This is a genomic window from Acidimicrobiia bacterium (genome assembly GCA_029210695.1).
Taxonomy (GTDB): Bacteria; Actinomycetota; Acidimicrobiia; order Spongiisociales; family JAHEDJ01; genus JAHEDJ01.
Genome location: JARGFH010000080.1, coordinates 1 through 13588, shown reverse-complemented (window position 1 = coordinate 13588; position 13588 = coordinate 1). Strand labels below are relative to the sequence as shown.

General features: G+C 63.2%; 15 protein-coding genes. 5 read left to right on the top strand and 10 right to left on the bottom strand.

Going from position 1 to position 13588, the window contains the following annotated elements:
* Positions 1–69 precede the first annotated feature (69 nt).
* The 4 genes from P1T08_16890 to P1T08_16875 all read right to left on the bottom strand — a co-directional run bounded on the left by P1T08_16890 (position 70) and on the right by P1T08_16875 (position 3563).
* Positions 70–951 (bottom strand): hypothetical protein, encoded by an 882-nt coding sequence (locus P1T08_16890; protein MDF1597759.1) that lies wholly within the window; start codon positions 949–951, stop codon positions 70–72.
* 23 nt (positions 952–974) lie between these two features.
* Positions 975–1571 carry a class I SAM-dependent methyltransferase gene (locus P1T08_16885; GenBank protein ID MDF1597758.1) on the bottom strand — a complete coding sequence of 199 codons (597 nt, stop codon included), beginning with the start codon at positions 1569–1571 and terminating at the stop codon, positions 975–977.
* A 79-nt stretch (positions 1572–1650) separates the two neighbouring features.
* Positions 1651–3168, bottom strand: a complete 1518-nt coding sequence (locus P1T08_16880) for an aldehyde dehydrogenase family protein (protein ID MDF1597757.1) — start codon at positions 3166–3168, stop codon at positions 1651–1653.
* Between the two features lie 14 nt (positions 3169–3182).
* Entirely contained in the window at positions 3183–3563 is a 381-nt protein-coding gene (locus P1T08_16875) for a Rid family detoxifying hydrolase (GenBank protein MDF1597756.1), read from the bottom strand.
* A 104-nt stretch (positions 3564–3667) separates the two neighbouring features.
* Between P1T08_16875 and P1T08_16870 the strand changes: the two genes are divergently transcribed.
* Positions 3668–4393 carry a hypothetical protein gene (locus P1T08_16870; protein MDF1597755.1) on the top strand — a complete coding sequence of 242 codons (726 nt, stop codon included), beginning with the start codon at positions 3668–3670 and terminating at the stop codon, positions 4391–4393.
* A gap of 119 nt (positions 4394–4512) precedes the next feature.
* On the opposite strand, the gene P1T08_16865 is transcribed toward P1T08_16870, so the two are convergent.
* Positions 4513–4875 carry an iron-sulfur cluster assembly accessory protein gene (locus P1T08_16865; protein ID MDF1597754.1) on the bottom strand — a complete coding sequence of 121 codons (363 nt, stop codon included), beginning with the start codon at positions 4873–4875 and terminating at the stop codon, positions 4513–4515.
* A 102-nt stretch (positions 4876–4977) separates the two neighbouring features.
* On the opposite strand from P1T08_16865, the gene P1T08_16860 reads away from it, so the two are divergent.
* Positions 4978–6117 (top strand): P-loop NTPase, encoded by a 1140-nt coding sequence (locus P1T08_16860; GenBank protein ID MDF1597753.1) that lies wholly within the window; start codon positions 4978–4980, stop codon positions 6115–6117.
* Between the two features lie 304 nt (positions 6118–6421).
* Here the strand turns inward: P1T08_16860 and P1T08_16855 are convergent, their stop codons facing one another.
* From P1T08_16855 to P1T08_16845, 3 genes are read right to left on the bottom strand one after another with little or no spacing between them, the layout of a single operon-like run.
* The gene (locus tag P1T08_16855; GenBank protein MDF1597752.1) at positions 6422–7600 is read right to left on the bottom strand and encodes a M23 family metallopeptidase; all 1179 of its coding nucleotides are present in this window, start codon (positions 7598–7600) and stop codon (positions 6422–6424) included.
* Complete coding sequence (locus P1T08_16850; protein ID MDF1597751.1) at positions 7593–8438, bottom strand: MBL fold metallo-hydrolase; 846 nt, start codon at positions 8436–8438, stop codon at positions 7593–7595. Before P1T08_16850 ends, P1T08_16855 begins: the two co-directional genes overlap by 8 nt.
* A gap of 16 nt (positions 8439–8454) precedes the next feature.
* Entirely contained in the window at positions 8455–8838 is a 384-nt protein-coding gene (locus P1T08_16845; GenBank protein MDF1597750.1) for an FxsA family protein, read from the bottom strand.
* A gap of 15 nt (positions 8839–8853) precedes the next feature.
* Here P1T08_16845 and selA point away from each other — a divergent pair, with 15 nt between their 5' ends.
* Together selA and selB are read left to right on the top strand one after the other, a co-directional pair.
* Positions 8854–10185, top strand: coding sequence for an L-seryl-tRNA(Sec) selenium transferase (selA, locus tag P1T08_16840; GenBank protein MDF1597749.1), 1332 nt, complete (start codon positions 8854–8856; stop codon positions 10183–10185).
* On the top strand, positions 10176–11978 hold the full coding sequence (selB, locus tag P1T08_16835; GenBank protein MDF1597748.1) for a selenocysteine-specific translation elongation factor: 1803 nt from the start codon (positions 10176–10178) through the stop codon (positions 11976–11978). Before selA ends, selB begins: the two co-directional genes overlap by 10 nt.
* On the opposite strand, the gene P1T08_16830 is transcribed toward selB, so the two are convergent.
* Positions 11966–12223, bottom strand: a complete 258-nt coding sequence (locus tag P1T08_16830; GenBank protein ID MDF1597747.1) for a WhiB family transcriptional regulator — start codon at positions 12221–12223, stop codon at positions 11966–11968. The genes selB and P1T08_16830 overlap by 13 nt on opposite strands.
* 238 nt (positions 12224–12461) lie before the next feature.
* On the opposite strand from P1T08_16830, the gene P1T08_16825 reads away from it, so the two are divergent.
* Positions 12462–13103 carry a hypothetical protein gene (locus P1T08_16825; protein ID MDF1597746.1) on the top strand — a complete coding sequence of 214 codons (642 nt, stop codon included), beginning with the start codon at positions 12462–12464 and terminating at the stop codon, positions 13101–13103.
* On the opposite strand, the gene P1T08_16820 is transcribed toward P1T08_16825, so the two are convergent.
* A partial coding sequence (locus P1T08_16820; GenBank protein ID MDF1597745.1) for a transposase occupies positions 13090–13588 on the bottom strand: 499 nt, incomplete at its 5' end. The genes P1T08_16825 and P1T08_16820 overlap by 14 nt on opposite strands.

The following is a 13588-nucleotide window of genomic DNA, read 5'->3' as shown; positions in this document are numbered from 1 at the left end:
AGTGTGACCGAAAACGACCTCGAACGCGAGCACCCCCGACCCACAACCACCAACTTTTTCGGCAGCCACCTAGGGGATCAGGCCGCCGGCCGGTCCAGCCGGGTCCACCACGCCGGCCAACTCGCCGTAGGGCACGACGACGGTCTGCGGACCCAGCGCGCTGGGGCCGACGTCGTACTGCGAGAAGCCGATCTGCACACCAGTCGGGGTGACCGCCCACGCATACAGGAGCTCAGGAGGGACGCCGCTCATCCACGAGGCGAATGCGGCCGAGTCTCCCCCGTAGACGTCGTCGATCACGCGTTGTTCGACTGCCAGGGCGAGTGCTCCGATCGTCCCCGGGATCAACACGTCGGCGAGGGCGAACACGGCTCCGGTCTGCGGATCCAGTGTGATGCTGAACATCTGGGTTGTCGGGTGTGCCGCCCCCTCGTAATAGATCGACTCGGAGAACATGATGCTGAGGACCTCAGGAGTAGCCACGCCGACCTCGAACTCCAGCCAGTACGAAGACCCCGGGAGACCGAGGGTCGGGTCGTGGGAAGAGGAGACGTCTGCGATGAACTGGTTGCGCCGGGGATCGACGATATCGCGAATCGCCTGGTTGACTGCGGCCTGCGAGGCCGCTCCCAGGCCTGAAACGACCGGTTCGCGGGACTCGATGTCAATCGGCGGATCCGCCACGTCCGTGTCGTTGACGATGGTGTCGACGATCGGCGTCGGGGGAAGCGTGACCGTGGTCGTCGTGGATGAGGTCGAGGAGGTCGTCGATCCCGAGGTTGTGGTCGTGGTCGTGGCCGCGGCCGGGGGCGTCGTCGACTCGGTCGTAGAGGTGGCTGCGGATGACGCCACCGTCGCCCCGGAGGTTGTCCCCGGACCGCCGCTATCACCGCAACCGGCTATCGCCACCACCAGCACCAGGACCAAAGCCACACGAACGATTGTGCCCATCAGGAAGCTCTCCTTGGTAGGTCTCACCCTCTGCGCGCTACCACCAGCGCGTCGATCGCCGTGAATTCGCCTTCTTCCGAGATGTAGGGTCGGTTCACCTTCTCGGCCTTCACGATGTCGAGCGACCGGAGGTCGGCAACCAGGTCCTCCGGCGTGTACAGCACCTCCGGGCTCTGCGGCCCGCCGTAGCCATCCTCGATATTGGTGAGATCGTGCCCGACAATGACCATCGTCCCTCCGGGCGCCAGGGCAGCCGCAGCTCGCGCATGTACGACGCGCAGCAGATCCTGGGGCAGGTGCAGGTAGGCCAGCACGACGAGATCGAAGGCACCGGCCTCCGGCACGTACTCACGCAGGTCGGCCGCGACGGTAGTGATCTCCACGCCGTCCCGGGCGGCCAGGTCGGCCGCCCGACCGAGCGCCACCGCGGAGAAGTCGATGGCCGTGACATTCCACCCTTGTTTGGCCAGCCAGACCGCATTGCGCCCTTCACCGGCGGCCAGGTCCAGCGCCTTGCCCGGCGTCAGACCGGTGACCTCCTGAACGACGAAGCGGTTGGCATCGACGGTCCACAACCACTCCCGATCCCGATAGCGGTCATCCCATGCGTCTCGATCCATGTTCGGCACCTCTCTCACCCGTTCTGGCGTCAGAAACCCGTCAGAATTGCGCGCTTTCTGACGCCAGAATGGGGTTTACTCACACGAACTCGACGCCTTGGGCCAGCGGGAGGTCGTCGCCCCAGTTGATCGTCGTGGTCTGGCGGCGCATGTAAGCCTTCCAGGAGTCGGAACCGGCCTCGCGGCCTCCACCGGTCTCCTTCTCGCCACCAAACGCTCCGCCGATCTCCGCGCCGGAGGTCCCGATGTTGACGTTGGCGATCCCGCAGTCCGACCCGAAATGCGACAGGAACTTCTCGGCGTTCTTGAGCGAGTCGGTGAAGATGGCCGACGACAATCCCTGACGGACGCCGTTCTGCACCGCGATGCCTTCCTCGAGCGAGTCCACTTCGATCAAGTAGAGCAACGGCGCAAATGTCTCCTCCTGGAGGATCGGTGCGTCCTTCGGCATCCTGACCACCGTCGGCTCGATGAACGCAGGGCCGAGATTCTCCAGGCGGTTGCCGCCGGTGAGAACCTCGCCGCCCTGCTGAGTGGCGAGATCGAGAGCGGTCAGCATGTTGTAGACGGCCGTCTCGTTGACCAGAGGTCCCATCAAAATGCCGGCCTCGAGTGGATCTCCGATGGTGACCTGTGCGTAGGTAGCGACCAGTCGCTTGGCGACCTCGTCGAAGACGTCTTTGTGGACGATCATCCGGCGCAGGGACGTGCAGCGTTGCCCGGCCGTTCCCACCGCCGCGAACGTGGCCGCTCGAACGGCCAGCTCGAGATCGGCGTCGTCCATCACGATGATGGCGTTGTTACCGCCCAATTCCAGGATTGCCCGTCCGAGGCGCTTGGCGAGTTCCGTCCCCACCTTGTATCCCATGTCGCACGATCCGGTCGCCGAGACGAGCGGCACTCGATGGTCCTTCACCATGAGATCACCTACATCGGAACCTGAACCGATGGCGAGGTTGAATACGCCCTCGAAGCCCGTACCGGCCATGACCGCATCGGTGATCTTGGTCACCGCGATGGCCGTCAGCGGGGTTTCGCTCGATGGCTTCCAGATGTTCGTGTCACCGCACACGGCGGCAATCAGTGAGTTCCAGGACCACACCGCGGTCGGGAAGTTGAACGAGGTGATCGTGCCGACCGGTCCGAGCGGATGCCATTGCTCGTACATGCGGTGCATGGGGCGTTCAGAGGTCATCGTCAAACCGTAGAGCTGACGGGAGAGGCCCACCGCGAAGTCGGCGATGTCGATCATCTCCTGAACTTCACCCTCCCCTTCGGGAAGGATCTTGCCCATCTCCATCGTGACCAGCGCCCCGAGCGCAGTCTTCTTCTGGCGCAGAGCATTGCCCACCAAGCGGACATATTCCCCGCGCTTCGGCGCCGGCAGCATGCGCCACCGTTCGAACGTTTCGACCGAGTTGGAGATGACTTTCTGGTAGTCATCCCCATTCGCTCTGATGATCGTGGCGATCACCTCACCGGTAGCCGGGTTGTAGCTCGGCAGCTCCGAACCGTGGGTTTCGATCCACCCACCGGCATAGGCGCCGCTGTTGAATTCCTTGATGCCGAGTTCAGCAAGTACCTGTTGTGTGTCCACGTTGGAGTCCTCTCTCACCGGGCCGCGATGGTTTCGATCTCGACCAAGAAGCCACCAGGCAACGCGCTCACCTCGACGGTGGAACGGGCCGGAGGACTGTCCGGGAAGGCGGCGCCGTAGACTTCATTTACCTTCGGGAAGTCCGCCATGTCGGCCAGGAAGATGGTCGTCTTGACGACGTCGCCGAACCCGAGGCCGACATCTCCGAGAATCGCCTCGATATTGGTCATTATCTGCTTCGCCTGAGCAACCACGTCATCCGGGGCCCGTTCACCGGAGGCGGGATCGATGGCCACCTGACCGGAGATGAAGACGAGGCCGGCAGCCTCGACGGAAACCGAATAGGGGCCGAGGGCAGAAGGTGCACTGGGGGTATTGAGTACTTGTTTTGGCATACGGCAAGGGTAACTGGTCGTGCGGGCGGGTACGCCGGTGGAATGGGTGGCGAGAAGCGCCGGGCAATTGGCTCAGAGCGTGGCAGTTCGACAAACTGGCAAACATGCGAAGCGAGGAACTCCGGCAGCAACTCATCGATAGCACCGGCATCGATTTTGGCGCATACCAGCATGAGGAAGTCGTTGATGCGCTCGACGTCACCTCATCGGTTCTCGACTCCATCACTCGCGCCGCGAGATGGGCTTCGGCTGCCCTGGCGTGTGTGGTCCTGGTGATCTGGCTCAGCGTGCAGAACGGGGGCGGCTCCCTGCGGGTCGTCGTGCTCACGCTGATTGGAGCCGTGATCGTGGTCTCGCTCGGCGCGGTGATCTGGGTACGAAGCCTGGGCGCCAATCTCGAAGCCCAGACCGGTGAACTCATATCCGTGACACAGGCTGCGGCCGCGCAACTCCAAACCGACCTGGTCGGCGCTGAGAATCCCCCGAACGATCGACAACTCGCCGACGGCCTGCTGCTCGTCATGATCACGCCCGCCGTCGGTCGGGCCATCCAGCAGCGAGTCTGGTTTCTGGGACGGCCGCTGGGCGCATTGAGCGAACGGGCCATCGGAAACATCCTCGGCCGCATGACCGCCCGACTCGAGGAAGGAACCTTCTCAGGGTCGGCGGTTGGGTCGATCGCCGAGTGGACCGGGTCGGTGCTGGGAAGGGTGCGCGGCTACATCCAGCCGATCTTCCGCCAACTCCGTCGGTGGGTCATCCTCCCGATCACCATCGTGCTCGGGATCATCATCATCGTGGCCACGATCGCGTTCGTTGTGGTCGCGTGAGCAAGATGGCAATTGGCTCAGAGCGTCGCCGATATCGGTACAGTCCGCTACCGCGACTATCGACGAGTTCCGTAGGAACTCGAACCTGCCGGCTTCGCCGGCAGGCCGCCACCCACCTACTAGGAGAAGCTGTTGCCGCACCCGCAGGAACGGGTCACGTTCGGGTTGTTGATGGCGAACCCGGCGCCGGTGAGGGCGTCTTTGTAGTCGAGAGTCGCACCCCGGACCATTTCGAGGCTCTGCGAATCAACCACCACCTTGACCCCATCGAATTCCTCGACGGTGTCGGCGGCATCGAACTCGTTGTCGAAGAACATCTCATATGAGAACCCCGAACAGCCGCCTGCTTTCACGGCCAAACGCAAAGCCATCGTCTCATCCCCTTCGGCATCGATCAACTGGCGCAGCTTGTCGATAGCACCGTCTGTGAGGTCGACGGCCTTCTGCGGAACGCTCGACTTGAACGTCAACGGTTGACTCATTGTTCCAAACTCCTGAGCTCGATCTGGGGTTGTCACTATACCCCTGATTCACGTGTAATTTGCAATGTCCCCATAGTGGAAATACCCGGTACCATGACCTACGTGCTTACACATGAAGACGTATTCAAGGCTCTCCGTGGTGTGTTTGACCCCGAACTGGGGGCAGATATCGTGGAACTGGGCATGGTTCAGGACGTCGACATCACGCCGACCGGCGAAGTGACGCTGGGCATCGCACTCACAATCGCCGAATGCCCAATGCGCTCACAGATCGAAGAAGACACAGTTCGCAAGGTGTCGGCACTCAACGGCGTCACCGACGTCCACATTGACATCCGGGCGATGACGCAGAAACAGCGTTCGGGTGTGATGGAACGAGCCAGGCGAACGGCCAGGGACAACGCCGAGCCAACCAGAGTCGACCCCAAGACCCGGGTCATTGCAGTCGGTTCGGGCAAAGGTGGCGTCGGTAAGTCGTCGGTCAGCGTGAACCTGGCCGTCGCCATCTCGGATCTCGGCTATCGAGTCGGTTTGCTCGACGCCGACATCTGGGGATTCTCGATTCCCCGCATGCTCGGCACGACCGAGCGCCTCGAGGCGAATGACGAGAAGGTCATCATTCCGGTCGATGTGCACGGCATCGCGGTGGTCTCGACCGGGCTCATCGTGGAGTCGGAGGAAACCGCCCTGATGTGGCGCGGGCTGATGCTGTCCAAGGCACTGGAGCAGTTCCTCCACCAGGTCGCCTGGGGTGAACTCGACTACCTCATCATCGATCTTCCCCCGGGAACCGGCGACATTCAAATGGCCCTGTCCCGGCTCCTACCCCAGGCGGAGATGGTGGTCGTCACGACACCGCAGAAGGCTGCCCAGAAGGTGGCCATCCGGGTCGCAGACATGGCCAGACGGTCCTACATGCCTGTCGTCGGAGTCATTGAGAACATGGCCGGCTTCACCTGCGGGCACGGCGAGACCTACGACCTCTTCGGTTCCGGTGGCGGCACGGAACTGGCGGAGGCAATCGGAGTGCCGTTGATCGGACAGATTCCGCTCGACGCCGGCGTCGTGGAAGGTGGCGACTCCGGGAACCCGGTGGCGAGAGTTGCTCCAGACGGGGCCGCCGGAGCGGCTCTCAGGGCGACCGCGCAGCGTGTTATCGACTTGGTGCCACCCGTGGAAGACGAAACCTGCACTGCCCGGATCGCCCGGCTTGTGGACGCCATGGAGGCCAGTTCTGCTTAGACAATTCCGCTCTCTGCTCCGAGATGGCTAACTAGTCATATGATGCTATGTTTTTATGCCACCCAAGCAAACACTCTCCGTGGTCGATACTAGGGACTGAACGTGCCAGGGTTGTCGAACCGGCTGGGAGGGCTTTTCCGCCGGAAGCGCATCACACCAGGCGAGGGTCACCGAAAGGCGACCCTCGCTGCGCGTGGAGTGCCTAGTCGCGAGTTCCTAATCGCGAGTCCAAGCAGGGGGCCAATTGCCAATTGCCAATTGCCAATTGCCAGTTGCCTGCTGGGTCAAAACCCAGAACCTAGAACTACCCACAAAGTACCTTGGCCAGTGGATATGGGTTGACCGCCGGTCCGCCGCCGGGATGGAACTCGAAGTGCAGGTGCGGCACGCTGTACGACGCGTTCCCGGTCGAACCGACGTACCCGACCAGCTCCCCTACGGAGACGGATTGCCCGACCGAAAGCCCGGGCGCCCAGTCGTCCAGGTGCGCGTAGTAGTACTCATCCCCGGATTGACCGGTCAACCAGATCGTGATGCCGCCGAGACCCCCGTTACCCATCCGGCGGATCTTCCCCGACTCGATCGCCACGGTCGGCGTACCCCTCGCAGCCAGCATGTCCACGCCTTGATGGCCCCTTCCGCCACTCCGCGCCGCTCCCCAGGTATCCGTGAAGGCTGAGAAACCATCGACGGGACACACCAGGCCGCCCGTCGCAACGACGACGGTGGTCGTGGTTGTCGTCGACTCACCGGTCACGGTGGTGGTGGTCTCGCCGGCCGCGGTTGAGGTCGTACTGACGATCGTCGTGGTCGTCGTCGTCGAGGTGGCATCCCGGGCAGCCTGTTCGGCGCGCAGGCGCTCTTCTTCGAGTCGGCGAAGTTCCTCCTCGATTCTCCGGCGCTCCTCATCCTCAATCCGTCGCTGCTCGACTAGGGCGACGTAGGCAGCCTGGGCGGCGTCGAGTCGATCATTGAGGGCTGCGGCTGCTGCATCCAGTCGAGCAACATTGAGTTGCTGCTCCTGTTCGAGCTCGGCAAGCACACCAAGCTGGCGTTCATACTCCGTCTGGAGCCCCGCCAGATCATTGATCAGCTGCTCATCATCGATTGCCAGGCTCTCCAGATAGCTGAGACCTGCGCCTAGTTGCTCCGGCGTTCCCGAGAAAAACACCAGAGAAACCCGGTTGGAGGCGGCCGCGGTGTACAGCTCCACGGCTCGCGCTTGCAGTTGTTCCAGGGAAGCATCGACCTGAACCTGCGTTTCGAAGACCGACCGATTGAGGCGAGCGAGTTCGATGTCCAGTTCGATCGAGCGGACGGTTGCCGCTTCCAACTCAGCCGCCAGGACTTCGAGTTCCGCCCGAGTCGTGGCCACCTCCTGTTCAGCGGCAGAAAGGTCATCGTCGGTGACCTGCGCGACCGCCGGGGCGGCAAGGAGGGCAAGAACGACAACGGTGGCCAGCAGCCGGGCGGTTCTACTCACGGGAAGCTCCGATCAGCCCAACAATGGCGCTCCAAAGGACAGGCGCATCGCCGGCGAACGTCACTTTGCCTTCCACGAGCAGTTTGTGCAGGTGAGCGGCCACGGAGTGAGCGGCGAGCGGATGTAAGGCGGGATCTACATCTGCGTACACCGCTTCCACGACGGCTCCTACCGTACCTGCACCAGCTTCGAGTGCGGCAATGATCTGTTGTTCGCGTTCGAGCCGGTGACTTATGTAATCGTCTATGACCGCGTATGGATCATCCATGACCGGCCCGTGGCCCGGATAGAGGCGCTGCAGCGTGATGGCCGTGAGACGGCGGAGTGAGGCGAGGTAGGCCACCATATCTTCGACCACGACGGTCGAGCCTCCCATGATGTGGTCGCCCGTGAATAGCAGGTCGCCTGCCAGGAAGCAGAGGTGATCGGCCGAGTGCCCCGGCGTATAGACCACCTTCAACTCCTCGGAGCCAACGGCCACCCGATCCCCGTCATCCACCTGGATGTCGGGGTCGAATCCGGGACCGGGCTCGTATCCGTACACGGGAACATCCAGTTCCAGCCCCAGCGGATTGGCGAGGGGCGCATGATCGGGGTGCGAATGAGTAACGAGAATGCCCCGTACCGCGGAGGCGGCAACGGCGTCGAGGATGGCGGTGCGGTGGGATGGCTCGATCGGACCCGGGTCAACGATGAGCGCGTCGTCTCCCGATCGCAGCACGTAAGTGTTCGTGCCGGGACCCGTGAACAGACCAGGATTGGGGGCGAGCAGCCTTTGGGTCTCCACAATGCCTCGGTGGGTGTCGGAGCGGTTGAGAACAGTTTCGCGCGTTCTCACGCGACCTCAAGTCGAGTTAGAGGATGATGGTGCGTTCCCGGAAGTATTGGGCGAGCCGCAACCGCACAACCTCCCGGATGGCGGGTACGAGGAGAGCGAATCCAACGGCGTCGGTGATGAACCCCGGAGTGAGGAGCAATCCGCCTGCAAAGAGCAGGATTCCGCCGTGCGCAAGATCTCTCCCGGGAAACTGCCCGGTGGCCGTCTGCCGACGGATCGCCGACATTGTCGCCATCCCCTGCCTCCGCAGCAGACCGGCGCCAACGATTGCGGTGAGGAGAATCGCCCCAAGTGTGGCGGCCAGACCGATCCGACCCTCCACACTCATCAGGACGTACAGCTCTGCAACCGGGACCACGATGAAAGCCAGCATCAACATATATCCACAGAATACGAGCATGTCTAGGCTATTTGCATGCTGCGGCACCTCCCCTCCGTCGACGCTCTGGTTCGCCAGATCAACTCTCCGCTTCCGGTGGGCCTGGTTACCGAGATCGTGCGCCGCTCGATCGATGAGGCCCGCCAACTGATCACTGCAGGCGAACAAGCCGACGCCGCTGCCCTGGCGGCGGACAGGCTCTCGAGAGCAAGCCGCTCGAAGCCGCACCGCCTGCTCAATGCGACGGGCGTTCTGTTGCACACGAATCTCGGTAGGGCCCCCCTTGCGCCCGCGGCTGCCGATGCGGCCCACCTGGCCGCCACCGGATACGGCAACCTCGAATTCGACCTCACCACCGGTAGCAGAGGTGGGCGGGGCGCCTACGTGAAAGATCTCCTCCGCAATCTGACCGGTGCCGAGGCGGCCATGGTGGTCGGCAACAATGCGGGTGCGTTGCTCCTGACGCTGGCAGCCATTGGAGGCGACGGCCGGGTTCCCGTTTCGCGAGGCGAGTTGATCGAGATCGGTGGCTCCTACCGGTTGCCCGAGCTGATGGCGGCCAGTCACGCCCGCATGGTCGAGGTCGGAACGACCAACCGTACCCGCAGATCCGACTACGAACGTGCCATCACTACCGACACCACCCTGCTCTTGAAGGTCCACCCCTCGAACTACCGCGTGATGGGGTTCGCTGAGGACACTCCGCTCGCCGATCTGGTCGAGATCGGACGGGCCCACGAGGTCCCGGTCGCGTTCGACATCGGCTCGGGGCTGCTCGACGACAACGTTCCATGGCTGGATGGCCCACCACCCACCTGGCTCGGAGGTGAGCCGGGCGTGCGGCAGGCACTAGCGACCGGAGCCGATGTGATCACCTTCTCGGGGGACAAGCTCCTCGGCGGTCCCCAGGCCGGCATCGTCGTCGGAACTGCCGGGGCCATCGAGACGATGTCGACACATCCCATCGCCCGAGCGCTTCGCATCGACGGCTCTAATCTCGCCGCCCTGGCCGCCACTCTGGAGATCTACGCCGATGGACGCGGCGCCGAGATCCCTTTCTGGTCGATGGCAACGAAATCCGACGAGCAACTCCGGCCGCGGCTCACACGTCTCCAGGGAGTCGCCGGTGGAGAGATTCGTCAGAGCAACTCTGTGCCGGGTGCCGGCTCGGTGCCGGGAGCAGAGCTACCGACGCCGGTTCTCGCCATCTACGGGGTCACCGTCGACCTGGTTTGGGATCGACTCCTCGCCGCCGAACCGCCGGTGGTAGCGAGGCGTGATGCCGGCGAGTTGATAATCGATCTTCGCGCTGTCCCGGAGGCCGACGACGACGCCCTGTTGGCGGCGCTGGAGTCTGCATGCCGGTAATCGGCACCGCCGGGCATGTCGACCATGGAAAGTCCACACTGGTCGAAGGATTGACCGGCCGGGATCCCGACCGTTGGGATGAGGAGAAACGTCGCGGTCTAACCATCGACCTAGGGTTCGCCTGGACGACGCTTCCCGATGGGACCGAAGTGTCATTCGTCGACGTCCCCGGCCACGAACGATTCATCAAGAACATGCTGGCCGGCACTGAAGCGATCGACGTAGCGCTGCTCGTGGTCGCAGCCGACGAGGGCTGGATGCCTCAGTCCGAGGAGCATCTGGCCGTCCTCGACCTGCTCGGCGTGCGGCACGGGCTGGTAGCAGTGACGAAACGGGACCGGGTCGACGACGATCTCCTCGAACTCGCAATGCTCGAGATAGAAGAGCAACTGGAGGGGACCGTATTTGCCGGGGCTCCACTCGTTCCCGTGGCCGCGCCGACCCGGGAGGGGTACGACGAGCTAATCAACCATCTCGTTCGGATCGTGGATGAAGCGGGCCGGAGTCTCGAGCCCAACGGCCGGGCGCGACTCTGGATCGATCGGGCGTTCACCATCTCGGGGGCGGGGACCGTCGTGACCGGCACCCTCACCGACGGAACCGTCCGTCTAGGCGACCGTCTCGAGCTCTGGCCGGGAGGCCACGAGGTGCGGGTACGCGGACTCCAGTCGCACGAAACGGAACTCGACTCGGTTCCGCCGGCAACTCGCTGCGCCATCAATCTTGCAGGACTCGAACGCAGGGAGGTTCAGCGGGGCAACATGCTCGGGATTCCGGGCCAATGGGCGCCCAGCGACACGCTGCTCGTCGACGTCCGGCCGGCCCGCTACGTCGAGGATCCCCTGACCAATCGTGGTGCGTTTCACCTGCACCTAGGGTCCGGTTCCTGGCCGGTCACTCTACGCCTCATTGAAGATGCTGCGCTGACGGGACCGGGAGCTGCCCTCCTCCGCCTGCCTGAACGGATTCCGGTCGTCGCCGGGGATCGTTTCATCCTCCGCGAGACTGGGCGCCGGGCCGTCGTCGGAGGGGGCCGGGTCCTCGATCCGGCCCCGAGCCCGCGTCGCCCGGACGTTCTTGCATCGCTCCCAAAGCTGCGCGACGCCTTGGGACGGGGGCCCGATGCCCTGGCCGGCGCACTCCTGGATTCGCGCAAGATCGAGGATCTCGCCCGACTGTCGGCTCACTCCGGAGGTGGGAAACCGGCAGATGCCGTCGTGGTGAAGCAGCGCGCAATGGCCCACACCCTGGCCCAGCAGCTGACTTCCCGCGCGGTAGGCCTGGTTCGCTCTTTCCATGGTGGGAATCCACTGCGGCCGGGCATCCAGAAGGCCAGCCTGGCAAGTGGGCTGGGGATCGACCTCGACTCTCTCGAAGTGCTGATCGCCCGAAGCGGAGATCTGCGGGACGACGGGGCCACGGTCGCCGGGGTGGATTTCGAAGGAGGCCTCGATGCCGGCCGGGAAGGCGAATGGGAAAACCTCCGCAGCAGCCTGCAGTCGGCGGGGCTCACCGTCCCCCGGATCAAGGAACTACCAATAGATCCGGATCTCCTGCATGCCCTTCTGCGTGACCGGAGGATCATCCGGGTCGGCCCCGAACTGGTTTATCTGCCCGACCAACTCGACGCCCTGGCAAAGCGCATTCGAGCGATGCAGGGTCCGTTCACGGTCGCCGAGTTTCGTGATCTCTTCGGACTGTCCAGGAAATACGCCGTCCCGCTCCTCGAATGGATGGACGCCAACGGCGTCACGGAGCGGGACGGTGATGTTCGGACGGTTCAGGCCGGCTGAGCGACCGACCGTCGGTCGGGCTCGGTAAGTCCCCCCCAAATGCCGTACGGTTCGCGAATACGAACGGCATATTCCAGGCACGCACCAACTACGGGGCAAACCTGGCAGATCGCCTTGGCCCGAGCCTCTCGCCGCTCGCGTTCATCCTTGCGCTCGAACGTACTGGGCGGGAAAAACAGGTGCGAATGGTTGCCCCTGCACAGGGCATCCGTCTGCCAGTCACTCACCTCAGCTCCTTCCTCCAGACCGGGGTTCGGAAAACCAACCTACCAGCGGGTCAATGACGTGACCAGGAAGTTTTTGGCACAACCAGGGAGAGTTTTCGCGTTCTGGTTTGAACCGACCGGCACTCCTGGAGTCAGAGACACACGGATTGAGAACGGCAGTAGGCAGTAGGCCGTAGGCAGTAGGGGGGAACCGCCAGGACATCGTTCCTCTGTTCCGCCATGACATCGTTCCTCTGATCGTGCGAGGAGGCATGTTGTGGTTGGTGAGTTTGAGTCTGAGGTGGAGCGTCGAGTGGAGGCGCTTCGGCTGATCGACGAAGAGGGTCTGGGAGTTGGGGCGGCTGCGAACCGTGTGGGCCGTTCCCGACGATGGCTCTCGAAATGGAAACAGCGGGCCGATGCTGGGGAAAGCCTTGTGGGCCGGTCCACCGCACCGTTGGAACGGCCCACGAAGACACCGGCGGTGATGGTCGGTTTGGTATTGGAGTATCGGGATCGTCTCAAAGCGGATCCGGTGGCTTCGGTGGGTGGCTTGTCGATTGTGGCGGCGATGGAACGAGACAACATCGATCCGATCCCCGGGTTGCGAACGATCGAACGGATCCTTACCCAGGCAGGTGTGACCCGCCAGTCGAGGCAACCGTCTTCTGGTTCTCAACGGTTGCCGTTGCCGATGGTGGGATCGGCACCGGGAGTGTGGCAACAGTCCGACTGGATCCACGACCGCTATCTCAGAGGCGGTGCCATCTTCAACTCGTTGACGATCTCCGATGTCGGTTCCAAGGCGATCTGCGCCGGCCAGTATGTTCGCCGGACGGTCCTCAACGCAGTCACCTTGCTCGGGGCCTGTCAGGGATTCTGTGTAAGTGGGTGGCGGTGGTCATTTAGACGATGTTGATTCGTCCGGGAAAGTAGATGGCCAGCTGGTTGAGGCAGGCCTTCCATCCTTGTGTTCCTGTGCCCGCTTCTCCTCCTCTCTTGGTGGTGATGTTACGTGTTGCCAGGTAGAGCAGTTTGAGGGCTGCCCGTTCGGTGGGGAAATGTCCCCGGTTCTTGGTCACTTTGCGTAGCTGATAGTTGATCGATTCGATCATGTTGGTGGTATACACCACCCGTCTGATCTCCGACGGGTAGGCCAGGAAGGGGATGAACGTCTCCCAGGTGTCTCGCCACAGCCTGACGATCGCCGGATACTTCTGTCCGAGCCCTGCTTCGAATTCGGCCATGGCAGCCTCGGCGGCGTCGGTCGTGGCTGCTGTGTAGATGGGCCGCAGCTGGGCGGCTATCTTCTTGCGGTCATCATTGGAGCCGTAACGGAACGAGGCACGGAGCAGATGGATCACACAGGTCTGAACGACAGCTTCAGCCCAGGTGGCTTCGATC

Coding starts and splice junctions, on each gene's coding strand:
- P1T08_16890 (MDF1597759.1), bottom strand. CDS start 951: ATGGGCACAATCGTTCGTGTGGCTTTGGTCCTGGTGCTGGTGGTGGCG.
- P1T08_16885 (MDF1597758.1), bottom strand. CDS start 1,571: ATGGATCGAGACGCATGGGATGACCGCTATCGGGATCGGGAGTGGTTG.
- P1T08_16875 (MDF1597756.1), bottom strand. CDS start 3,563: ATGCCAAAACAAGTACTCAATACCCCCAGTGCACCTTCTGCCCTCGGC.
- P1T08_16870 (MDF1597755.1), top strand. CDS start 3,668: ATGCGAAGCGAGGAACTCCGGCAGCAACTCATCGATAGCACCGGCATC.
- P1T08_16865 (MDF1597754.1), bottom strand. CDS start 4,875: ATGAGTCAACCGTTGACGTTCAAGTCGAGCGTTCCGCAGAAGGCCGTC.
- P1T08_16845 (MDF1597750.1), bottom strand. CDS start 8,838: ATGCTCGTATTCTGTGGATATATGTTGATGCTGGCTTTCATCGTGGTC.
- selA (MDF1597749.1), top strand. CDS start 8,854: ATGCTGCGGCACCTCCCCTCCGTCGACGCTCTGGTTCGCCAGATCAAC.
- selB (MDF1597748.1), top strand. CDS start 10,176: ATGCCGGTAATCGGCACCGCCGGGCATGTCGACCATGGAAAGTCCACA.